At 48.6% G+C, this 22539-nt stretch carries 20 protein-coding genes and 1 tRNA gene; 15 read left to right on the forward strand and 6 right to left on the reverse strand.

Features of this window, described 5'->3' with window-relative positions:
- Positions 1–293: 293 nt before the first annotated feature.
- The 8 genes from MHB82_RS00815 (at position 294) to MHB82_RS00850 (ending at position 11010) form a co-directional block, all read left to right on the forward strand.
- Positions 294–1898 (forward strand): extracellular solute-binding protein, encoded by a 1605-nt coding sequence (locus tag MHB82_RS00815; protein ID WP_341173577.1) that lies wholly within the window; start codon positions 294–296, stop codon positions 1896–1898.
- Positions 1899–2015: 117 nt separating this feature from the next.
- Positions 2016–2912, forward strand: a complete 897-nt coding sequence (locus MHB82_RS00820) for an ABC transporter permease (RefSeq protein WP_341173578.1) — start codon at positions 2016–2018, stop codon at positions 2910–2912.
- Between the two features lie 60 nt (positions 2913–2972).
- A complete protein-coding gene (locus MHB82_RS00825) occupies positions 2973–3845 on the forward strand; it encodes a carbohydrate ABC transporter permease (protein WP_110821838.1) in 873 nt (290 codons plus the stop codon).
- 61 nt (positions 3846–3906) lie between these two features.
- On the forward strand, positions 3907–4866 hold the full coding sequence (locus tag MHB82_RS00830) for a sugar phosphate isomerase/epimerase family protein (RefSeq protein ID WP_341173579.1): 960 nt from the start codon (positions 3907–3909) through the stop codon (positions 4864–4866).
- 99 nt (positions 4867–4965) lie between these two features.
- Positions 4966–6717, forward strand: a complete 1752-nt coding sequence (locus MHB82_RS00835; RefSeq protein WP_341173580.1) for a hypothetical protein — start codon at positions 4966–4968, stop codon at positions 6715–6717.
- A 199-nt stretch (positions 6718–6916) separates the two neighbouring features.
- Positions 6917–8650 carry a tetratricopeptide repeat protein gene (locus tag MHB82_RS00840; protein WP_095362043.1) on the forward strand — a complete coding sequence of 578 codons (1734 nt, stop codon included), beginning with the start codon at positions 6917–6919 and terminating at the stop codon, positions 8648–8650.
- 207 nt (positions 8651–8857) lie between these two features.
- Complete coding sequence (gene trxB / locus MHB82_RS00845; RefSeq protein WP_341173581.1) at positions 8858–9817, forward strand: thioredoxin-disulfide reductase; 960 nt, start codon at positions 8858–8860, stop codon at positions 9815–9817.
- Between the two features lie 161 nt (positions 9818–9978).
- Entirely contained in the window at positions 9979–11010 is a 1032-nt protein-coding gene (locus MHB82_RS00850) for an AI-2E family transporter (protein WP_341176562.1), read from the forward strand.
- Between the two features lie 159 nt (positions 11011–11169).
- On the opposite strand, the gene MHB82_RS00855 is transcribed toward MHB82_RS00850, so the two are convergent.
- Genes MHB82_RS00855 through MHB82_RS00870 form a run of 4 tightly spaced genes read right to left on the reverse strand, consistent with a single transcriptional unit; the run spans position 11170 to position 14603 of the window.
- Entirely contained in the window at positions 11170–11772 is a 603-nt protein-coding gene (locus tag MHB82_RS00855; protein ID WP_110821834.1) for a response regulator transcription factor, read from the reverse strand.
- Positions 11773–11774: 2 nt separating this feature from the next.
- The gene (locus MHB82_RS00860; RefSeq protein ID WP_341173582.1) at positions 11775–12902 is read right to left on the reverse strand and encodes a sensor histidine kinase; all 1128 of its coding nucleotides are present in this window, start codon (positions 12900–12902) and stop codon (positions 11775–11777) included.
- An 8-nt stretch (positions 12903–12910) separates the two neighbouring features.
- Complete coding sequence (locus MHB82_RS00865; RefSeq protein WP_341173583.1) at positions 12911–13648, reverse strand: ABC transporter permease; 738 nt, start codon at positions 13646–13648, stop codon at positions 12911–12913.
- A gap of 1 nt (position 13649) precedes the next feature.
- Positions 13650–14603: an ABC transporter ATP-binding protein gene (locus MHB82_RS00870; protein ID WP_341173584.1), complete on the reverse strand. Its 954-nt coding sequence runs from the start codon at positions 14601–14603 to the stop codon at positions 13650–13652.
- Between the two features lie 362 nt (positions 14604–14965).
- Between MHB82_RS00870 and MHB82_RS00875 the strand changes: the two genes are divergently transcribed.
- The 7 genes from MHB82_RS00875 to MHB82_RS00905 all read left to right on the forward strand — a co-directional run bounded on the left by MHB82_RS00875 (position 14966) and on the right by MHB82_RS00905 (position 21533).
- Positions 14966–15916 carry an ROK family glucokinase gene (locus tag MHB82_RS00875; protein WP_095362039.1) on the forward strand — a complete coding sequence of 317 codons (951 nt, stop codon included), beginning with the start codon at positions 14966–14968 and terminating at the stop codon, positions 15914–15916.
- Between the two features lie 51 nt (positions 15917–15967).
- Positions 15968–16867 (forward strand): RNase adapter RapZ, encoded by a 900-nt coding sequence (gene rapZ, locus MHB82_RS00880; RefSeq protein WP_095293011.1) that lies wholly within the window; start codon positions 15968–15970, stop codon positions 16865–16867.
- Between the two features lie 13 nt (positions 16868–16880).
- Positions 16881–17867 carry a gluconeogenesis factor YvcK family protein gene (locus MHB82_RS00885; protein ID WP_095293013.1) on the forward strand — a complete coding sequence of 329 codons (987 nt, stop codon included), beginning with the start codon at positions 16881–16883 and terminating at the stop codon, positions 17865–17867.
- Positions 17868–17873: 6 nt separating this feature from the next.
- Positions 17874–18812, forward strand: coding sequence for a DNA-binding protein WhiA (whiA, locus tag MHB82_RS00890; RefSeq protein WP_095293015.1), 939 nt, complete (start codon positions 17874–17876; stop codon positions 18810–18812).
- Between the two features lie 135 nt (positions 18813–18947).
- Entirely contained in the window at positions 18948–19217 is a 270-nt protein-coding gene (locus tag MHB82_RS00895; protein WP_017691248.1) for an HPr family phosphocarrier protein, read from the forward strand.
- 150 nt (positions 19218–19367) lie between these two features.
- Positions 19368–20123, forward strand: a complete 756-nt coding sequence (locus MHB82_RS00900; protein ID WP_095362038.1) for an SIMPL domain-containing protein — start codon at positions 19368–19370, stop codon at positions 20121–20123.
- Positions 20124–20438: 315 nt separating this feature from the next.
- The gene (locus MHB82_RS00905) at positions 20439–21533 is read left to right on the forward strand and encodes a PdaC/SigV domain-containing protein (RefSeq protein ID WP_341173585.1); all 1095 of its coding nucleotides are present in this window, start codon (positions 20439–20441) and stop codon (positions 21531–21533) included.
- Positions 21534–21659: 126 nt separating this feature from the next.
- On the opposite strand, the gene clpP is transcribed toward MHB82_RS00905, so the two are convergent.
- Complete coding sequence (gene clpP / locus MHB82_RS00910) at positions 21660–22256, reverse strand: ATP-dependent Clp endopeptidase proteolytic subunit ClpP (protein ID WP_095362036.1); 597 nt, start codon at positions 22254–22256, stop codon at positions 21660–21662.
- Between the two features lie 176 nt (positions 22257–22432).
- Positions 22433–22507, reverse strand: a tRNA-Arg gene (locus tag MHB82_RS00915).
- Positions 22508–22539: the final 32 nt, after the last annotated feature.

Raw genomic sequence — 22539 nt, forward strand, 5'->3', positions numbered from 1 at the left:
ACGGACTCACATGATTCCAGTTTATTGCGCTCTTGCGAATATAGGCAGTGTATGAAAATGGTTTATCGTGTTTTGAAGGCGGGTCGGTTGGGCGGTAACAACACTGTGCAGCGTGGATGAATACATGGGGCAAGGGTCGATGAAAATGGTCAGTGTACGAAAATCGTCGCTCGCATAAACCATTATCCTTATGTAAGCGTTTACGAAACGGGTTTGTTGCCAATGTCAGGAGTGATGTGGAATACTCTGGGCAGGATTTAACCATTCACACAAGGGCAAAGGAGATGACACAAATGACAGGAAAAGCAACCAAGGGGAGTCTAAAGAAATGGGTAGGACTTGCGCTTACGATGGTAATGGGAGTTTCCTTGCTGGCCGGCTGTTCATCCGCATCAGAAGAAGACGGAGCAGATGGCAATGCGTCAGGTAATGGCGAGCGTGTCACCTTGAAAGTGGAAGTGTTTGATCGTGGTAACAGTCCTTCACCTTACACCATTACGAACAACTACTTATCGAAACTGGTGCAGGAAAAATTCGGTGACCCGAATAATATCGATGTGCAATTCGTACCGATTCAGCGCTCGGAAGAAGTGACGAAGCTGAATGTTCTCATGGCCAGCAATACCGATGTTCCCGATATTGTTTTTGTATATGACTCAAGTGTGTTCTACCGCTATGCCCAGCAGGGCGGGCTGACGGATGTCGGTGAACTGCTGGATCAGTATGGACCGAACCTGAAGAAGTTCCTGGGCGAGGATACATTAAAGTTTGGACAGCTGGAAGGCCAGCAGTTCGCTGTACCGGGTAAACGTGCGATTACAGGGCGATACAGCTCGTACATTCGTCAGGACTGGCTGGATAAAGTGGGATTACCATTGCCTTCAACGACCGATGAACTGTACACCACTTTGAAGGCGTTTAAAGACAAGGACCCTGGTCAGCTTGGCAGCAAAAACATTCCAATGGGAATGGCCCTTGCTCCAGCTCAATTTGAAACATTGATCTATTCCTTTATCAAGCCGGTTAGTGGTGATCTGACATACGCTCAGCGTTTTGAGTTGCCACTGCATGAGGGCTTCAAGGATGCCATGAAGTTCATGAACAAGCTGTACAACGAAGGCTTAATCAGCAAAGACTTCAGTCTGGATGAAGATAAAACCCAACTGGCCAAGGACGTGCAGAACGGTAACATCGGCTACTGGTCTGAAGATGTGGATGCCATTTTCTACGCGGATGGAACGCTGGACAATCTGCGCAAAAATGTAGAGGGAAGCAACCTGGTTCCAGTCGATGCTTATACCAATGCGAATGTAGACAACAAACATATTAAGTCTCGTTACGGCTCCAACGGCATGTACATTATGATTCCTAAAAGCAGCAAACGTGCTGTGGAAGCCATTAAATATTTGGACTGGATGGCTTCTGACAATAACCTGAGGGATATCCTTAGTGGGGTCGAAGGTGAGAACTATGAACTGGTTGAAGGACTTCCCGTTGTCAAAGAGGATGCCACGCAGGAAGCCAAGGATCGCCTTTTCAATGCAGGGGATATGGCCATCATTTCGAACGGCAAAAATGTGGGTGACCAGGCCATGAATGAAAAAGCTTGGGTCTTGGGATTCCCGCAGAACAATCAGGAGATGTTGAAGCAGTCCATCGATATTGCCAATACGGACACTGTAGGACCGATTATCTTCGATAAGCCAATTGAAGCAGAGATGAAATATGGTACAGCACTCAAAGATAAGCTCAATGTCATTATCGTGAAAACAGCAATGGCAAAACCGGAAGAATTCGAAGCGGTATACGAACGGGAAATGAATGATTACATGTCACTTGGCGGTGAAGCACTGAAGAAAGAACTTGAACAGGCCGTTCAGGAACTTGCTGCCAAATAAGAAAAAAGATCCTCGCAAGTGGTACAGAGCTACTGGATAGAGCGGATAAACTTTGAAGTGACCTGTGCCGTCACCTGAGGCGGCACAGTTTATCTTCACGGATTGGAGGAGACAGACATGACCCCCTACTTGAAGAGGTATTGGCAATTGTACGCGTTGATTTCCCTGCCCCTTATTTACTTCGTGATTTTCCGTTACGGACCAATGTATGGCGTACAGATCGCATTTAAGGATTTTAACCTGTTTCAAGGTATTGGCGGCAGCGAGTGGATTGGCTTTGATGCCTTCCGCGAGGTATTTGGGATGCGGGACTTCTACACCACTCTGCGAAATACCTTTATGCTCAACTTTCTGGATCTGATTGTATCTTTTCCTGCTCCAATTATCCTGGCAATCATGCTCTATGAAATTCGGTTTAAATGGTTCAAAAAGCTGTCGCAGACCATCCTGTATATCCCTCACTTCATTTCATGGGTGATTATCGGGGGGATCGTATACCAGCTGTTTGGCAACCAATCAGGTATGGTAAACGGTGTGCTCGAGAATATGGGGCTGAACCCCATCCCATTTCTGACGGAGAAGAATCCGTGGCTTGTAACCTACCTGTTTACCGGTGTCTGGCAAAGTGCCGGATGGGGAACCATCCTGTATCTGGCTGCACTGACGGGTGTGAACAAGGAGTTGTTTGAAGCGGCTGAGATCGATGGAGCAACACGTCTCAAAAAGATCTGGCATATTACATTGCCGAGCATCAAGCCGACCATCGTAACCTTGCTTATTCTGAATCTGGGGCACATGGTCACGATTGGATTCGATCGCCCTTACATTATCGGGAACACAGCGGTGCGTGAATATTCAGATGTTCTAAGCACCTTCGTATACCGGATGGGTTTGGAATCCGGGCAGTATACACTGGCAACGGTAGTCGGACTGTTCCAGGCCGTCGTGGGTCTTATTTTCGTGCTGGGCTCCAACTACATTTCGAAAAAGGTAACTGGTGAAGGGATTTTGTAGAGGAAAGAACGTACGCGAGCCTGTTATGCTGTAGACCATCAGTAAAGGAGTTGTGCACATATGAGTGACCGCACCTCAAATCGGATTTTTGATATCGTTAATATCTCCTTTGTAACCCTGTTTGTCGTGTTCTGTCTGGCTCCTTTTCTGCACACGATTGCCATATCATTTAGCTCCAACCGAGCGATAACATCGGGAGAAGTGACGCTGTTTCCGAAGGAGTTTAATTGGGATGCATACGTCAAGGTGTTCTCTGACCATTCCATGCTCTATTCACTTGGTTACACTGCGCTTTTGACGATTGCGACTACGGTATTATGCATGCTGTTTACTATTGCTGCAGCGTACCCGTTGACCAAGAAGAAACTGAAGGGCCGCAAGCTCTTCATGTATGTCATCATCATTACGATGTTCTTCAGTGGCGGGATCATTCCGGAATACTTGCTGATTCGTGATCTGCATTTGCTGAATTCTGTCTGGGCATTGATATTGCCGGGTTTGGTCAGTCCATTTAACCTGATTCTCCTGATCTCCTTCTTCAATGGCATCCCGGAAAGTCTGGAGGAGTCAGCTGAGATCGATGGAAGCTCACATCTTCATACGTTGTTGAAAATCATCCTTCCACTCTCGCTACCAGTGATGGCTACCTTGTCTCTCTTCTATGCGGTGGGACGCTGGAACGGATTCCAGGATTCCCTGATGTACATTAATGATCCACAGCTGTATCCGCTGCAGCTCAAGCTGTTCCAAATGGTACAGAACAATATGGTGAGTGAACTGACACAGATGGAGGGTGCAAACCGCGCACCGCTTACGCCGGAAAGTCTGAAGGCTGCCACCGTTATATTTGCTACCGTTCCCATCCTGCTTGTCTATCCTTGGCTGCAGAAATATTTCGTTAGTGGTGCCATGCTTGGGGCTGTAAAAGGTTGATTGAAGCCATATCCATCATATGTGGGAAAGGTTGCAACAGAGAAAGGAAGAGTGAGCTTGTATGCAGCAAAATGACAAGGGTGAGTATTCGTTCTCCACATGCTGGAACATTAAGCGTCACCAGGTAGGCGAGGCCATGATCCAGGAAATTCGCGAGCTTGGCTTCCGCCGTATTGAACTTAACTACAACGTGACGAAGGAAATGCTGACGTCTATTGAGCCTATGATTGAGCGCGGGGAGATTGGTATTTCCAGTGTGCATAACACATTTCCTCATGTGCCAGACCCGGATTACGGTACAGACTCGGTACTGCTCGGATTCCAGGACGAAACGAAGCGTCAAAAGGCCATCCAGCTGCTTGTCGGTTCCGCAGAATATGCCCATCGTTACGGAGCTGAGGCTGTTGTTGTACACCCGGGAGAGGTACCTATCCCGGAGAGTGTCAGCAAGGAGCTTGCACAGCTGTATCACGACGAGGGGAAGGATTCACCTAAGTATCGCAGCAAATGGGAGGAATTCATGGAACGGCGGCAGGCACTCAGCTCCGGCTACGTACAGCAGATCATTCGCAGTTTGGATGAGGTCTGCAATCAAGCGGCAGCCAAAGGACTGAATGTCCAGTTCGGTATCGAGACCCGCTCCAGACCACAGCAGATTCCTACGCTGGCTGAGGCCAAAACCATTATTGAGGCACTTCGAGGAGCTTCGGTTGGCATTTGGTATGATACCGGGCATGCCATCATGATGGATCGCCTGGGGCTCTACGACAGCGTGGGTGAGATGCAAGGACTGATGGATGATATCGTAGGCGTTCATATCCATGAGACGCTTGGCCTTTCGGATCATTGGTGCCCTTATGTGCACAGTCAAGATATGCATTTCTATGATGCATACCTCCCCATGATCCACCGAGCAAGGGTCAAGGTCTATGAACTGAAATCAGCTTGTACACCGGATGAAATTCACGAGAGTCACGAACTGCTTATGAAGAAGATGAATCCGGCAAGGGAGGGACGATGATATTGGAAACAGACCGCGCGCTGAATGAGTGCGCTGCGGCTGTTTCTTTGGCAATCCAGCCCAGCCGCGAGCAACTACTCAGTTTGGAGGGAACGGAACATGTACAAGCAACTGGTGGATAGCAATGACAAGGCGGTGGAGAGAGGCTTGTCCCGGCAGGAGCTTGATCCGAATAGCCGATACTACGGTGGAACAATCGATCCCTACACAGGAATCGCCTGGGTCAATCATACGACCGGAACCCCTACGGATATGTGTTACTGGGGGGCAGCGCTTGCCAATCCAGACTCACTCTACTATCGAAATGAAGAGCTGTTAAAGCGTCTTCTGCTGGCAACGGAGTTTGTGCTCCGTAACCAGCATGAAGACGGCTCTATATCTCCGGGATGGACCAACTATCACTCGCCGCCAGATACGGCATTTGTCGTAGTGGGGTACGCTCAGTTGTACCAACTGCTTCAACAGCAGGATTGGGAGAAACTGCAGCCTGTGCTGGACAACATGCGGTTATTTTTGGAACGAACCGTACCCGTCATGCTTACAGGAGGTTGCCATACGCCGAACCATCGCTGGGTGTTATGTGCGGCTCTTGGTTTTCTGCATCAGCTGTTTGACCTGGAAGAGACAGTCAATCGTGCAGAACAGTGGCTGGCGGAAGGAATGGATATAACTCCAGATGGGGAGTGGACAGAACGCAGCAACGGAATCTATAACGCGGTTAGCGACATTATGCTGATCCATGCGGCTCGCTTGTTGAATCGTCCTGAGCTGCTTGAGCCCGTCAGACTTAATCTGCGCATGATGGTGTACCTGGTACATCCGACAGGTGAGATTGTTACCGATTACTCGGGTCGTCAGGATCTGGGCAGTATGCATGACTTGTCCCCTTATTACCTGCCATATGCCATTCTTGCCCGGATTGACCATGATCCGCTCTTGGCCAACATGGCGAAATGGGCAGGCGATTCACTAACAGACCCTGGCGTCTGTTCGGTCAATTCGCTCATTCGGTTATTGCTGGAGCCGGAGCTGCAGAAGATATATGAGGCAGAAGACGAACTGCCTAAGCAGTATGAGATCATGTTGAATGAACACTTTGCGCGTGAAGGATATCTACAAAAAATGGCGTCAGCAGGACATTATGGGCATATTTCTCATAGCCGAATGCATACGGACTTTGGCGCGCCTGTTGCCCGTATAAGGGATCATGCGACAAGCATAACCATAATGACGGAAGTGCCGCCCTTTTTCGCCCTTCGTCATGGTTCGGTGCGTCTGCTGGCCGTGCAGCTGGCCTCCTACTTCAATCCAGGCTATGTGCCGATGCAGCAGATGGACCGATTGCCCGCAGGATATCGTCTGACGGGTGAGCAGAAGAAAGGCTATTATGCTCCTATTCCTGCAGATCAGCTGCCCGAGACTGTGAAAACTTCCACTAGTCCATGGTATGTATTACCTCATCAGAACCGTGAACTTACGCATGAACAGACATTCCGCACAAGTGCGGAGATAGTACCAACGGAGAAGGGGTGGAAGCTGGAACTGTCAGGTGACGAACCCGAGGAGGTTATGATGCAGTTGTCCTTCGTATTCGGAGATGAAGGAGAACTGTCATCTGGCGAACTGCTTGAGACGAGTGGCGGTCATTATCTGTGGAAGGGTGGTACACTCCGCTATTCTTGCGGAGAAGACTGGATCGAGCTGACCGGAGGCGAGATGGGCCATCTGGCAGCAACCGTACGCGAGGCGAAGTTACCAGACAGGTGTAAGGTTGTGCTGGTCAATTTCATGACACCGTTCAGGAAGACGATAGACATTACACTGTCACCGACGATGGCAGCGAAGTTGTAAATGGGGAGGGATCTCCATTTTGACAAGAAAAATTCCGATGATATCCAGATGGCATTTCACCCTTTGAGGAGGATGGAATGGCATCTTTTTTATGTGCAATTTTTGCATAAAGCTCTTGAAACTACATGTTGAGAAGACCGCCGCCAGATGTGGTATACTGGAGAGTATGAATGAAAGCAAAGAGGAGGTGCCTTGGAAGATGAAGGGCAAGCTAGTGCGGGCAGAAGGACCCCTTGCCAATATTATACCGATTCACTTGGATGCTTCTTTCTTTTTCGAGAGAGCTGTCCGCTCGCTGGACCGTAATCATGTTGACAAGGCATTAAAATATTTTCGTAAAGCTGTTGAATATGAACCGGAAAATCCGGTGAACCATTGCAATATGGCGGGTATATTATCTGAGAAGGGAGATTACGAAGCTTCCAATGCCGTTCTGGCGCATGTGCTGGAGGTGGTGGATCCGTCTATGACGGAATGCTACTTCTATATGGCTAACAATTATGCGAATATGGACCGGTTTGAGGAAGCGGAGCAGGCACTTGTTACGTATTTGGAGGAGGACCCACAGGGGCAGTTCATGACGGAAGCCGAAGAGATGATGGAGCTTCTGTATTATGAGCTGGATCGCCCGGCCAAGCTGAATCGGATCAAATCCCGCAAAGGTGTGGTTGAGCACGATCAGGCAAGAGAGCTGCTGGAAGAGGGGAAATTTGCTCAGGCAGCCGAACTTCTGGAGGGCATGTCACCCGACTACCCTGACTATTTGGCAGCCCGGAACAATCTTGCGCTGGCTTATTACTATATGGGACTGTTCCCCAAGGCGAGAGAGACGATTGATGAAGTGCTCGAGCAGGAGCCGGGAAACCTGCATGCCTTGTGTAATCTCGCGATCTTCCACCAGAACGAGAATCGGGCAGACCAAGTGCTATTGTTGATCAAAAAACTGCGTGTCATCATGCCTTTCCAAAAGGAACAGGTATATAAATTGGCTACCACGATGGGAATTCTCGGGCAGCATGACTCTGCCTATACCCATTTCCGCCGACTCTTGAAGGATGAAGAGACGGCAGCCGATCCGGCGCTCGCTCATTACGCGGCCGTGGCGGCGTATAATACGGAGCGTTACGACGTTGCAGAGCGGCTATGGCGCCATGTGTCCAAGCTAGATCCGGGCTCAGAGGTTTCCCAGTTCTATCTGTCTGGCCTTGATGCAGTTCGGGAAGGGGAGCTTGAGCCGGAGAAGCTCAGCTATCATTACCATCTTCCGTTTGACGAGCAATTCAGACAATGGGAGAACTATGGTAACGGTATCCCCGAAGAGATGAAAAATGACCCGCTCATCCGTTCATCGTTCTTCTGGGCGCTGCGCCATGGAGATCGTGCAACCAAGCTTCAGGTCATTCATGCCTTGGCCATGATCGGTGATTATGAGGTGCAGCAAGCCCTGCAATCCTTCGTACAAGAGCCTGATGAAGATCAGGACCTGGTTGCTGCGGCTGAATCTGTGCTGAGCGGACTCCAAATGAAAGAGCAGAATCATGGCACGAACCATGATCAACAACCGGTATCCGGTATAACAGACCGTCTTCTCCCTAAAATGCAACCAAGCACAGTGCACGCCAAGTCGGAAACGACTTCGCACTGGCAAGCCGTTGTGGAGCGCGCTCTGCAGATGACAGAAGCGAAAGCGGAGCTGCAGCAGGAGATGGAACGGATCTGGACCGATTATGTATCCAGAGTGCATCAGGATGGTCCAGGGCTCAAGCAAATTGAAGGCTGGGCTGCGGGGCTGGAATATCTCGCAGCCAAAATCCACAGTCGTCCCGTTACCTATCAGAGTATAGCGGAACGGTACGGCATATCGGCTTCAACCGTTAGCAAATACGCACGGCAGATTGTTCGGGTGTGCGGAAGCATCCCGCCAACCGTGTAGCATACTCCGGATTACATGTACCATTTTCTTGTTGGCCGTATAGATGAGCGACATTATGCGCTTGAAGACAGTTTGAGAAAGATCGGAATTTCATGAAGGATACAATTGCCTGCAAAACGGGTAAACTTAACGAATAGGCTTCGTCATATCACTCTAGAAGTTTTCCAGTCAACACACTCTCAACCTTATCAAGGAGGCTGTATCTATATGTCTAAATACAGAACGATTGTGATCGGAACCGGACCTGCAGGTTTGACGGCAGCGATATATCTGGCTCGTGCCAACCTGAAACCTTTGGTCATAGAAGGTTTGCAACCTGGAGGCCAGCTGACAACCACGACAGAGGTTGAAAACTTTCCAGGATTCCCTCAGGGCATCATGGGGCCAGAATTAATGGATAACATGCGGAAGCAAGCAGAGCGTTTTGGAGCGGAATTCAAGAATGGATGGGTAGAGGAAGTTGACTTCAGCAAGCCACCATTCAAGGTGAAAGTCGGAGGCATTGGTGAGCTTGAGGCGGAGTCGATTATTATCTCTACCGGTGCTTCTGCCCGCTATCTCGGCATTCCGGGAGAGCAGGAGAATGTGGGGCGCGGCGTAAGTACATGCGCGACATGTGATGGATTCTTTTTCCGTGGCAAGAAAATCATTGTTGTGGGTGGCGGCGATTCCGCGATGGAGGAAGCCAGCTTCCTGACCCGTTTCGCAACAGACGTGACACTCGTTCACCGCCGGGACGAATTGCGGGCATCGAAGATCATGCAGGACCGGGCGCGCAGCAATGAGAAGGTGAAATGGGCTCTGAACCGGACACCGCTCGAAGTTGTGCCTGAGGCACTTGGTGTCAAGGGATTGAAGGTGCGCAATAACGAGACAGGTCAAGAGGAGCTGCTCGAAGCAGATGGCGTATTTGTAGCGATTGGGCACACGCCTAACACAGGCTTCCTGGGTAACCAGATTGCTCTGGATGACCACGGTTATGTTGTGGTGAAGCCAGGAACCACCGAAACGAACATTCCAGGTGTATTCGCCTGCGGTGACGTTCAGGATACGAAATATCGCCAAGCCATCACGGCTGCAGGCTCAGGCTGTATGGCGGCCATGGACTGTGAGAAGTACCTTGAAGGCAGTATTATCCACGATTGGAGCGAGACGCTGGATAAGTAAGCATGACCAAGGTAGTGCACTGCATAAACTATAAATAAGAGACAACGGGAAGTCTCATCACGTGAGAGAAGCCGGGAGGCTTCTCTTTTTTTGAAACCAAATGGACATGAGATCGTATACATAATGGGCATATTAGCTGCGAGGTGAAGATTTTGGGGGAAATGATTAAAGAGTGGTTAAAAAATGCAACAGTCAGACGCTTTTTGATTCTACTGTTGTTTTGTTTGGTCCTGTTCAGCATGGGGAGTATGCTGCACATGATCTTGCTGCTATTTTTAGTGACGTATGTCATGAATCGGTTGCAGCAGTTTATTACGGGGAAACTAAATCGGTTATTTCCGATTAATTATAAAGTCGTCGTCATACTGCTCTATCTGATCGTAATTGCAGCCATTGTGCTGGGTATATCCAGATATTCACCGAGAATTGTCAATCAGGTCATTCAGTTAACCAATGAGATTATGACATTCTTCGATACCGCCGAAGGGGATAATCTGGCAGCCAAAGTGGCCAGCTTCCTTCAATCATACGACATCAAGAACTATGCGAACGATGCGTTGAAGTATATATTTGCTCTGAGCAAATGGCTTGAGTTTATTCTGCTGGTCATCATACTCAGTCTGTTCTTCCTGCTGCAGAAGCAGGAGATCGTCAAGTTCACATCCAAGTTCAAAACGAGCAAGATCGGTTGGTTCTACAATGAAGTGGCTTATCTTGGGGACAAATTTGTATCGTCTTTTGGTAAAGTGATTGAGGCTCAGCTGATGATCGCCGTATTCAATACTGCTCTGACCATTCTGGGTCTATGGATACTCGGATTCCCGTATCTGTTTGCTCTGACGATTCTCGTATTCCTACTGAGCCTTGTACCGGTAGCGGGCGTTATTATATCATTGGTGCCTCTGTGTCTGATCGGCTATCAAATGAGCGGAATACAGCTGAGCATTATCGTTATCGTCATGATAGTCATCATTCATGCACTGGAAACGTATTTCCTTAATCCAAAACTGATGGCACATAAGACAAAGCTGCCGATGTTTTACACGTTTATCGTACTGATTCTGTCACAGCACTTCCTGGGAATCTGGGGCCTCATTATCGGTATTCCGATCTTTGTCTTCCTGCTCGATATCCTGGATGTCAACAAAATGGAGAAGACCGAAGAACCGGTACGTGTGGAAACCAAGCTATAACGAACCGCTCGATGAATTGTATTCGTGAGGATTATACGGTTGAAAAAGTTAAAACGCCTCCCTTAAGGGGAGGCGTTTTATTTTGCGCACGGGCCAGAGGCCACATCTTTATATATGTAGTTCGCCGTGGATCGCGTCACTGGATGGCGCAAATCCTATTTACAACCATCCTTTCTCCTCAGCCATACTGACCGCTTCCATCCGATTTTTTGCCCCAAGCTTGTTAAAGGCTTCGGACAGATAATTACGCACGGTGCCGTACGAGAGATGGAGCGAGGTGGCGATATGATTGGCATTCATGCCGGTTGCCGCCAGTTTTAGCACTTCTTTCTCCCGCTCCGTTAAGGGATTAGCTTCCTTGGCTGCGCCAAAGACCAGTTCGGGGGACACTTCCCGTCCACCATTCATGACACGGCGAATGGCTTCCGCCAAACGGTCACTTGGTTCGTCCTTCAGCAGGTAACCTTGCACACCGGCCTGAATGGCTCGTTCCAGGAAGCCTGGCCGGGCAAAGGTCGTAAGGATGATAATGCGGCAGGTCAGGCCAAGCTGTTGTATACGTTCTGCGACCTCAAGACCCGTCATGACAGGCATTTCAATATCCATTAGGCATAGGTCAGGCTGAAGAGAAGAGATCTGCTGAAGTGCTTCTTCTCCGTTACCTGCTTCACCGATGACTTCAAAGTCGTCTTCGAGATCAAGCAGTGACGCAAGTGCACCGCGCAGCATACGCTGGTCTTCGGCAATCATGATTCGAATCATTATTACACTCCTCCTTGGGGTTCACTGGCAATCAGCGGAAAGGAAAAGACAAGAATGGTTCCTCCTGCATCGGATGTCATCCGTAGAGAACCATCAATCAGTCCCAGACGTTCGGACATGCCCTTCAGTCCGTTGCCTGGACGTTCGGTGGAAATCATGCCATGACCATTATCCCTAACCGTGATCTGAACGCCATCGTGTGTTCGTTCCAGATGAATCAGACTCTGAGAGGCACCGCTATGTTTCACAACATTGGTTACCGCTTCAAGCATGCAGAGACTGGCCATGTTCTGGGTCAGGTCCGGCACATCGCCATACGGCCCCAGATCACCTGTTATTTGAAGCACAATGTCTGCACTCTTCAGCATCTCTTGGGCGTCGGCTAGCGCTTCAGCAATGCTGATCGCCCGCATATCAGAGACGAGCTGCCTTACTTCTCGCAACGCTGCTCGAGAGGTACGTTCGATCTCACGCGCTTCCTGTATGGCACGTTCGGGATTTTTCGTGATCAATTTGGTGACGAGCTCGCTCTTGAGCGTGATCAAAGAGAGTGTATGTCCCATCGTATCATGCAGATCGCGGGCGATACGCATACGCTCTTCGCGTTTAATTAACTCCTTGATGTGCTGGTTGGCCTCATCCAGCTTCGCTTCCAGCTGCTGACGATCCAGCATGGTTCTGATTCCATAAGGAGATACCAGCATAATCAGGTAAAACGGAGTTAAGAAAAGGAGTTGCTCCGCAGTAAATTCCTCGATGTTAACAGCAATGGGGATGGTCTGGACGATGGCAAAAAGCAATAGAAAGCGCCGGAACTTCCGTCGATCCGTATACCATCCGATAAAGTTGGCCGAGAAAAAGCCCAAAAAGAACATGTTCGGATCAATCACAAGACTCAGTACCAGTACGACAGCCATCTGCAGACCAAGCCAGTAGGAGAATGCGGAGGACCCAGAAGTCATATATAGCTGCCGGTAGGTCAGGATAAAAAGAATGAATACCGTAACTCCTATGTACAAATCAAGTCCCTGAGCATTCCATAAATAATAAATCGGCATGGCAAGATAGATCATCCAGATGTATGGATATATCCCGTACCGTTTAGGGAAAAGCTCAAAACGCTGAAGCATGTAGAAAATTAAGCCTCCTTTTGTTTGCTGCGGATATAGGTGGATATTAACATAAATACCGCCAAGTATGCTGCCAATAGCAGGACATCGCGCAGATCAGGTACACCACCGGTTATAATGATCCAGGCTCCATGGCCGAAACTGTAGGAAGGCAGCCAGTGACCGATTTGTGCGAGCCAGCTCGGCATGACGTCCAGCCGCATCCACATTCCCCCAAGCAATGCCAGCGAAAGATACAGGGCGTTGCTGAGCCCGGTTGCGGTATCGACGCGGCGGAAGGTGCCAATACACGTACCCAGGGCGAGAAAGGGCAGAGAACCAGCCAAAATCCACAGAGCGGAGCCGATCCACTCGGAGGCTGTAAGGGAGACACCATTAATCAGATAGCCTGCTACAAAGATGATAACAATGGAACACAGATGCATGGCTGTCTGACCGATCATTTTGCCGCCAAAATAAATGGAGTCCGGGAGAGGAGTGACACGCAGATAGGTGACCCAGCCGTGCACTCTCTCCTGAACTAGCCGGATGCCTAGGGTCATAATGGATGAACCCATAACGCTAAAGCAGGTCATGGACATGAGGTAGTGTGCATTCCACTCCTTCGCATCAACTGCACCTGTGGTAAATATGCGAGTGTAGAGAACGTAGAAGATCACAGGCATCAGCAGTGACCAAAATACGAAGTAGACATTGCGCGACATACGAAGCATTTCAACGCGAGATTGGGCAAACAGCATGGTCATATCAATGTTCCTCCTTCATGGTTTCGAGCAAGGTTGCATAGGCGTCGTCCAGTTGTCCGGATTCAATACGTATTTCCCCAACGGGCAGCTGGCGAGTAATGATGACACGAATCAGAGCGTCTGTATCTTGGGTATGAAGAATACAGCGGTCTTTGCGATACTCGATCCGTTCAACTCCAGGCAGATCTTCAATCTGTATACGGATGTCCGGCGGTGCTGCATCGGGAGTTACAAGTACGTTATCCAGCTGGCCGCCTGGCAGCGAGAAGGAAAGCGTCCGTTTGGCGATTCCGCTTTTTATACGATCAGGCGTACCGTCCGCAATGATTGAGCCTCCGGCGAACAGGATAATCCGGTCGGCTGCTTCATCGGCTTCCTGCAGGTAATGTGTCGTGAAGAGTATCGTTTTGCCGTGCTGGGCAAGCTGGCGAATCTGCTTCCAGAAGTATCTTCGGGTCTCGGAGTCCAAGCCAACCGTAGGTTCATCGAAGAAGAGCACGTCCGGGTCACCTGCCATGGCAAGGGCGAAGTTCAGACTGCGCTTCTGACCACCGGACAGCTTCTCAGCCCTTTTGTTCATATCCTCCGGCTTTAGACCTGTCAAAGCTTCGATCTTGTCCGCATCCAGCGGGGTAGGATAGTAGCTGCGCACCATACGAATGATTTCCCGAACCTTAAGGCCGTCCATGACACTCACGTCCTGGAGCATGACACCGATGCGCTCGCGAACTTGTCTGTGACCTGGCGGCATCCCCAGGACAGTCACTTCTCCTGAGGAGGGGGTGGACAGGCCAAGCATCATGTTCAAGGTGGTTGTTTTGCCTGCGCCGTTTGGGCCAAGGATGGCAACGATTGAGCCACGGTCAATCTTCAGGGAAATAGGGTTAACGGCCAGCTTGCTGCGGAACCGTTTGCTGACTTGTTCAAGCTGTATGATGGTTGAATCGGTATTCATCTGTATTCACGTCCCTTGTCTGTTCTCTAAGATATTTCCATCTTACCGAACGAACTGTGACGGGATTAGTAAGAGTTGTCATGACTTTCAGGTGACAACTGTCATCTTTTACGCATGGAACGAGTGATCATGAAATATCATGAGTTGAGGCTTCGCTTTCTAGTAGGGAAGCATGAAAGCTTGCGTTTTGGTAGAAGAGAGGAGAGGTTGTATACGTATACATGATACGGATGTGATAGGGTTCACAATCGCGGCGAAGCGTTCTGTATCAATGGTCTTATCGTCTTGACCCAGGCGTATCCTTCAATTATAGTTGGTACGTAGGATTAAACTATTTTAGATAGATAAAGGTGGCTTGCGGCATGTCTGAGAAAATCTACGTTGGGGTCGATCTCGGCGGAACAGCAATCAAGGTCGGTATATGCAATGAACAAGGTCAGCTTATGCATACGTATGAAGGGCCGACAGAAGTGGATAAGGGCGTAGATACGGTCATCGCCAACATCGAGAAGTATGTCCGTCATATCGTGGCAGAATCGCCATATAGCTGGGAACAGCTTGAAGGTGTAGGGGCTGGGGTAGCCGGGTTCACGAATGTACGCGAGGGTATTATCGTTCTCGCTCCTAACATCGGATTTCGGAATGTAGCCATTCGTTCGATTCTGGAAGAGCGTCTGGGCAAGCCAGTCAAAATAGATAACGATGCTAACGTTGCTGCACTGGGTGAGGCTTGGGCAGGTGCCGGCAAAGGTGTGGAAAATTGCGTATGCTACACGCTGGGCACAGGTGTTGGCGGAGGCTTGATACTGAACGGCAAAATCTATCAGGGATTTTCCGGCATGGCGGGAGAACTGGGTCATGTCAGTGTTGTGCCTGATCTGGAAGCCATTCAATGTGGTTGTGGTAAAATGGGATGTGTTGAAACCGTATCGTCCGCAACGGGTATTATCCGTATGGCTAAGGATGCGGTAGAACGCGGCGATCATACGTCACTTGCGCTTGTGGACAAAATTGCAGCCAAGGAAGTATTCGATGCAGCCAAAGCTGGCGATGAAGTGGCTCTGCGCATCGTAAACCGTGCTGCATTCTATCTGGGTAAATCCATGGCGGCAGTTGCTGCAGTCATAAACCCGGAAATGTTCATCATCGGGGGCGGTGTATCCAAAGCCGGTAATATCCTGTTTGACGAAGTACGTGCTGTATTTGCGAAACTGACACCTGAACCGCTGCAGGAGGGTGTTCAGATCCTGGAAGCAACTCTGGGCAACGATGCGGGAATTGTTGGCGCGGCAGGACTTCTCTTGCGTTCTTAGTAACCTCGGAACCATATGATTAGGCAGCAATATGATAAGGAGGGGACATTTATGCTTGAAGGTGAAGTTTCACCGGGCACAGGCGCCACGCTCATTATCATTACGGGCATGTCCGGAGCAGGCAAAACGATTGCGGTACAGAGCCTGGAAGATCTCGGCTTTTTCTGCGTGGATAATCTGCCACCGGTGTTGATTCCGAAATTTGCGGAACTGATTGAACAATCGAACGGCAAGATCGGTAAGGTAGCCCTCGTGATTGACCTGCGGGGACGGGAATTCTTTACGGCTTTGTCCGAGTCTTTGAACTATATAAAAGATCATTTTACCATTCATTGCGAAATTTTATTCCTGGATGCTACTGATTCCGTCCTTGTACAGCGCTACAAGGAGAGCAGACGCAGACATCCGCTGGCTCCTGAGGGCATGCCGCTTGACGGCATCCGTCTGGAGCGCAAGATGCTGGAGGAGCTTAAGAATTCGGCTACCCAGGTACTGAACACAAGTACGATGAAGCCGGCGCAACTAAAAGAGCGGATTATTTCCCGCTTTTCTCATTTGGAAAGTCATATGCTGTCGGTGAATATCACGTCGTTTGGATTTAAATATGGCATTCCAATCGATGCGGATCTGGTGTTTGATGTTCGTTTCCTGCCAAATCCGCATTATATTGATCATTTACGTCCGAATACGGGGCAGAATAGTGATGTATATGAATATGTCATGAAATGGCCTGAAACACAGTCGTTTTTGACCAAACTGCTCGATATGCTGCACTTCCTGATTCCGCAATATCGGAAGGAAGGTAAAAGTCAGGTGATTATCGGGATTGGATGTACCGGCGGCAAGCATCGTTCGGTAGCCATATCCGAATATTTGGGCAAAATGTTGGGAAGCAGCGAAACTGAAGCTGTTACCGTGAGCCATCGCGACGCTGACCGTGATCGTCATTGAAGAGGGTGAAGGGATGAAAGAAGCCGGACCACGAAGAGAACGTCCGAGAATTGTTGTAATGGGCGGCGGAACCGGGTTATCCGTGATGCTGCGCGGTTTGAAAGAGAAGCCGCTGGACATCACGGCCATCGTCACGGTTGCAGATGACGGTGGAAGTTCAGGCATCCTGCGCAACGAACTGCAAATGCCGCCTCCGGGCGACATTCGTAACGTGCTTACGGCGCTGGCTGATGTTGAGCCATTGCTATCGGATATGCTAAAATATCGTTTTAATACAGGCGCGGGGCTTGCAGGCCACAGCCTGGGTAATTTGATTTTGGCTGCAATGACGGATATTTCAGGCGACTTCGTAACCGCAGTGCGGGAACTTAGCCGCGTGTTTGCCGTTCGCGGTGAGGTTTTGCCGGCAGCTGGGCAGGCGGTTGTGCTGCATGCGGAGATGGAGGATGGCTCAATTGTTACAGGCGAGTCCAAGATCCCTGAAGCAGGCGGGCGCATTAAACGCGTTTTCCTTGAACCGGATCACGTGGAGCCGTTGCCAGAGGCTGTGGAGGCTATTCGACAAGCAGATGCCATCCTGATTGGGCCAGGCAGCTTGTATACGAGCATTCTGCCTAACTTGTTAGTTCCCAAACTGGCAGAGGCTGTCGTCGAGGCAGAGGCCGTGAAGATGTTTATATGTAATGTCATGACACAGCCTGGAGAGACGGATAACTATACGGTAAGTGACCACCTCAAGGCGGTTCATGAGCACGTGGGGCATCAGCTCTTTGACTATGTTATTGTTAATAATGGTGAAATTCCGCTGCAGGTACAGAATAGGTATGCGGAAAAAGGAGCCAAACCGGTTGTTTTGGATATGGATGTACTAAAAAGTTCCGGCTATCAGGTGGTTGCGGATACACTCGTTCTGTTTAGAACTTATCTGCGTCATGATGCCGATAAGCTTAGTCACCACATCTATCAGCTGGTCCAAAATTGGATGTTACGGAAGAGGTGAAGTCCCATGTCGTTTGCAGCACAGACCAAAAAAGAATTAACCATGATTGAGAGCGAACCGTGCTGCGAAAAGGCGGAACTTTCAGCCCTCATCCGTATGCTAGGTGCGGTGCAGTTATCGAATAAAAAAGTGATCTTGGATATTTCGACGGAGAATGCCGCGATCGCAAGACGGGCATACTCTCTGCTTAAAAAGCATTTTCAAGTGCATACGGAATTGCTTGTCCGCAAAAAAATGCGGCTGAAAAAGAACAATGTATATATTGTTCGTATTCCGTCCATGGTACAGGAGATATTAAAGGATCTGTACATTGTATCGGAAGGCTTTTTGTTTACTCCAGGAATTAATCAGGAGCTGTTACGGAAAAACTGTTGTAAACGGGCTTATCTACGCGGCGCGTTTATGGCGGGTGGCTCGGTCAACAACCCTGAGGGATCCTCGTATCACCTGGAGATCGCATCCATGTATGAAGAGCACTGTCAGGCCCTCGTGGACCTGGCTAATGAATTTCATCTCAACGCCCGGTGTATAGAACGTAAAAAGGGATTCATCCTATACATTAAGGAAGGCGAGAAAATTATTGAGCTGCTCAGCATCATTGGTGCGCATCAAGCCTTGTTCAAGTTTGAGGATGTACGGATTATGCGGGATATGCGTAATTCCGTTAACCGGATCGTCAACTGTGAGACAGCTAATCTGAACAAGACGATCGGAGCTGCAGTAAGACAGATTGATAATATCAAGCTGCTGCAAAAGGAAGTCGGTTTGGAGTCTTTGCCTGAGAAGCTGCGTGAAGTCGCAGAGGTCAGACTGGCGCATCCTGACATTAACCTGAAGGAAGTTGGCGAGCTGTTAAAAGGTACCGTCAGCAAATCGGGTGTCAACCATCGGCTTCGCAAGATTGACGAGTTGGCTGAGAAAGTGCGGAATGAACGTCACGGTTAACGGATTTGGACCTGGTTGAATAGTCAGAATTGTTCTGGTTTTTTTTCTTCTAGTGTCCTGCGCGGGTTAATGGTATAATGTTATAAATATAATTGTGTATTTAATGTCTAGATTTCTAATAGGGGGTAAGTTTCCATGACAAAGCACCCGGTAGTTGTCCGTTTGAAAACGGGTCTCCATGCCAGACCTGCGGCACTGTTCGTTCAAGAAGCGAATAAGTACTCATCTGAAGTGTTCGTCGAGAAGGACGACAAAAAAGTTAATGCAAAAAGTATCATGGGGATCATGAGCCTTGCAATCAGTACTGGTACAGAAATCCAAATTAGTGCTGAAGGCGCGGACGCCGAACAGGCTGTAAACGCTTTAGTGAGTTTGGTGAGCAAGGAAGAACTTGAAAACCAATAAGATATGATTAACATGACATGAAGAAGTCCCGCAAGGGGCTTTTTTGCGTTATAGGGATAATCAAGTGCAACATTTTGGAAAATACCTCCGTCTGTTAGGGTATCAAACTGCTTTGAGATTGAGATCTTAAATATAAGGAGGCTATGCGTAATGGGTAAACAATGGATGAAACCGCTAGGTGCGGTATTGGTGGCAGGAACATTGCTCGTGGGTGGTACAGCGTGGGTGGCACCGGGGAATTATGCCTATGCTGCAGAAGTACAAGGGGTACAGCAAAATGTGATTAATGTCGTGGGGAAAGGGGAGATTCAGGTAAAGCCGGATATCGCTTATCTATCGATCGGTGTGAATAGCACAGCTGAGACAGCAGCCTCCGCCCAGAAGGCAAATGCCGCAAAAATTCAAAAGGTATCCAACCTGCTGAAGAATACGTGGAAAATCAGTGCAGACGACATTCAGACCAGTCAATTCTATGTACAGCCAAACTATACGTATAGCGAAAAAGAAGGTCAGAAAGTTAAAGGCTATACCGCTCATCATACGCTGACGATTACGTACCGCGAGATGGACAAGATTGGTGAACTGCTGGATGCTGCTTCGCAGGCAGGTGCCAACAATATCGAGAATGTACGCTTTACGGTAGAAAATCCGGAAAACTTCGAATCACAAGTGATCGAGAAGGCAGTAGCCAATGCAGATGTGAAAGCAGGAGCGATTGCCAAAGCAGTTAAACGTCAATTGGGGGCTGTGTTATCTGTGACCCAAGGTGATGCCAACGTGCCTGTATTCTATGCAACAGAAAGTTCGGTGGCCAAGGATATGGCACAGTCTGCTGCGGGTACAGAAATTGAAACAGGTCAGGTAAAAGTGAGCACGACGCTCAACATTACGTATGAAATGAAATAAACTTAGACGTAGATGAAGATATGAAGAGACTGTGTCCATCGGGCAGGGTCTCTTTTGTTATAAACACGAGCTTTAATGAAGTTAGGTGCCAACCACCTTGCTTCAACGAGAATAATGACGATGATTTGATGTCTTTTTTGTATATTTGTTCGTGACAAAACCTTTACCAAATGGATTTGGATTGAACAACATTGTAACTGGTGCTGTAAACCTTTCCTGAATTGGGTTAATTATAATAAAGAGGTGAGCGTATGAGACATGCGATCAGGATACATACGCAATGAACCCTAGGCAAATTCGAGAGGAGTTTTATATATGACATCATGGAAAAAGTGGACAAGTGCATTACTCGCGGCAGGAATCATTGTAGGTAGTGGGGCGGTATGGCAGGATAACTCCGTGCAGGCAGCTTCGGTTACTTCCAAAGTTACGGCATCCACAGATGTGACATTAAAGTCTGCAGGCAAAACGTTGACACAAAAGGGACTTCTACAAGGTGGATCCACGTGGGTATCCCTCACTGCTGTTAAAGATGTGGCTGGTGGTACGTTAACCTATAACGCAAAAACAAAAGAGTACGCACTGACTGCAGCGAATAACACGATGAAAATCAGCCTGGCGGATGGTGAACCGTCGCTAAGAGTAAATAATTATTATCCTAACGTTGAAGCGAAGCTGATCAAGGGACGTCTGTACATTCCTTTTTCGGCGATGAGAGATTATTTGGGAGTTCAAGGTAACTGGGATGGTAAAACCAAAACACTGGCGCTGAGCAAAGTGAAGCAAAATAGCGTAAAAGTGAAATCAGCAACTGTGAAAGTCGACATCAAAAATGCTGAGGTAGATATTCAATATCCACAGGTGAGTGGACTTGCTAGCGATGAAGCCGAAGCGGCAATCAACAAAGTGTTGAAAGACGAAGTGGATACATTCGTAGCTGCTTTCAAGAAGCAAACGGCCGAATACGGAACGGCAGCAGCCAACCGTCCATATGCATTTGAGAGCACCTATGTGGTGACGTACAACGAAAACGGCGTGCTGGGATTGGTTACTCAGCGTTACGAGGATTATGCCGGAGCCCACGGGATGACTACACGGACAGGTCACACCTTTGCGCTTGATACAGGTAAAGAGCTGAGTCTTGATGATGTGCTGCAAAACAACAAGACGATGCGCGATACACTTGGCAAAAAAGTTGGTGAACAGCTTAAAGCTCGCGGTGGTTACCTGGACGGCTATAAAGGGCTGAACAAGGATCAGGACTTTTATGTAACGCCTACAGGGGTAGTTGTCTTCTTCCAACTGTACGAATATACTGCTTATGCAGAAGGTTTCCCGGAATTCCCATTTACGTACAAAGAGTTACTCCCTAAAGGTACACAGCCATTCAGTGGACTTGCAGCTAAGTAATTATTCGATATCATTCTTAAAAAAAGAGCGCCCCTCGTCATGTTGATGACAAGGGGCGCTTCTTCGTAGTATGAACAGGTCAATCAGATTGGCCTGTTCCTATCTTCAATATACAGTTACCTCGGCTTATACGCCTTGGGAGCCAACGTTTTCGATGACTTTATCAATGATACCGTAATCGGCAGCTTCAGCAGCACTCATGAAGTAGTCACGGTCTGTATCTTTCTCGATGCGTTCCAGTGGTTGACCTGTGCGCTCAGCGATGATGCGATTCAAGGTATCACGCATTTTCAGAATGCGGCGGGCACGGATTTCGATATCCGAAGCCTGACCTTGTGCGCCGCCCAGCGGCTGGTGAATCATGATCTCACTATTAGGCAGTGCAAAACGTTTGCCTTTTGCACCTGCATTGAGCAAGAATGCACCCATGGAAGCAGCCATACCTACACAGATAGTAGATACATCAGGTTTAATAAATTGCATTGTATCGTAAATGGCCATACCGGCTGTAATGGATCCGCCTGGGCTGTTGATGTATAGATGAATGTCTTTCTCCGGATCTTCCGCAGCGAGGAACAACATCTGTGCCATGATGGCATTCGCAACAACGTCATTTACATCGCTACCTAGAAAGATAATACGATCCTTCAGCAATCTGGAATAGATGTCATAGGCGCGCTCACCGCGGTTGCTCTGTTCAACGACCATAGGAATATAACTCACGTGAAAAACCTCCTCGGAAATGTACATGGAATAGTGTATCTATTTAAACTGTTACCGTATTACCCACATCATAAACAATTTCAAACAAAAAGTCAAAGAAAGTCAAACTAACTTTGAAAAAAAAGAAACCTTTACGGTTCCATTGGTTAAAAGGGTTATGAGCTACTAATCAAGAATGGCGCGCCCGCCAAGAATCGAACTTGGATCTCAGGCTTCGGAGGCCTACGTCATATCCATTGGACCACGGGCGCACGTTGATGTGACAGCAATAATGATTATAGCT

The sequence above is a fragment of the Paenibacillus sp. FSL K6-2862 genome (assembly GCF_038005125.1).
GTDB classification, from domain to species: domain Bacteria; phylum Bacillota; class Bacilli; order Paenibacillales; family Paenibacillaceae; genus Paenibacillus; species Paenibacillus illinoisensis_A.

Coding starts and splice junctions, on each gene's coding strand:
- MHB82_RS00815 (WP_341173577.1), top strand. CDS start 294: ATGACAGGAAAAGCAACCAAGGGGAGTCTAAAGAAATGGGTAGGACTT.
- MHB82_RS00820 (WP_341173578.1), top strand. CDS start 2,016: ATGACCCCCTACTTGAAGAGGTATTGGCAATTGTACGCGTTGATTTCC.
- MHB82_RS00825 (WP_110821838.1), top strand. CDS start 2,973: ATGAGTGACCGCACCTCAAATCGGATTTTTGATATCGTTAATATCTCC.
- MHB82_RS00830 (WP_341173579.1), top strand. CDS start 3,907: ATGCAGCAAAATGACAAGGGTGAGTATTCGTTCTCCACATGCTGGAAC.
- MHB82_RS00835 (WP_341173580.1), top strand. CDS start 4,966: ATGTACAAGCAACTGGTGGATAGCAATGACAAGGCGGTGGAGAGAGGC.
- MHB82_RS00840 (WP_095362043.1), top strand. CDS start 6,917: ATGAAGGGCAAGCTAGTGCGGGCAGAAGGACCCCTTGCCAATATTATA.
- trxB (WP_341173581.1), top strand. CDS start 8,858: ATGTCTAAATACAGAACGATTGTGATCGGAACCGGACCTGCAGGTTTG.
- MHB82_RS00850 (WP_341176562.1), top strand. CDS start 9,979: ATGATTAAAGAGTGGTTAAAAAATGCAACAGTCAGACGCTTTTTGATT.
- MHB82_RS00855 (WP_110821834.1), bottom strand. CDS start 11,772: ATGATTCGAATCATGATTGCCGAAGACCAGCGTATGCTGCGCGGTGCA.
- MHB82_RS00860 (WP_341173582.1), bottom strand. CDS start 12,902: ATGCTTCAGCGTTTTGAGCTTTTCCCTAAACGGTACGGGATATATCCA.
- MHB82_RS00865 (WP_341173583.1), bottom strand. CDS start 13,648: ATGACCATGCTGTTTGCCCAATCTCGCGTTGAAATGCTTCGTATGTCG.
- MHB82_RS00870 (WP_341173584.1), bottom strand. CDS start 14,603: ATGAATACCGATTCAACCATCATACAGCTTGAACAAGTCAGCAAACGG.
- MHB82_RS00875 (WP_095362039.1), top strand. CDS start 14,966: ATGTCTGAGAAAATCTACGTTGGGGTCGATCTCGGCGGAACAGCAATC.
- rapZ (WP_095293011.1), top strand. CDS start 15,968: ATGCTTGAAGGTGAAGTTTCACCGGGCACAGGCGCCACGCTCATTATC.
- MHB82_RS00885 (WP_095293013.1), top strand. CDS start 16,881: ATGAAAGAAGCCGGACCACGAAGAGAACGTCCGAGAATTGTTGTAATG.
- whiA (WP_095293015.1), top strand. CDS start 17,874: ATGTCGTTTGCAGCACAGACCAAAAAAGAATTAACCATGATTGAGAGC.
- MHB82_RS00895 (WP_017691248.1), top strand. CDS start 18,948: ATGACAAAGCACCCGGTAGTTGTCCGTTTGAAAACGGGTCTCCATGCC.
- MHB82_RS00900 (WP_095362038.1), top strand. CDS start 19,368: ATGGGTAAACAATGGATGAAACCGCTAGGTGCGGTATTGGTGGCAGGA.
- MHB82_RS00905 (WP_341173585.1), top strand. CDS start 20,439: ATGACATCATGGAAAAAGTGGACAAGTGCATTACTCGCGGCAGGAATC.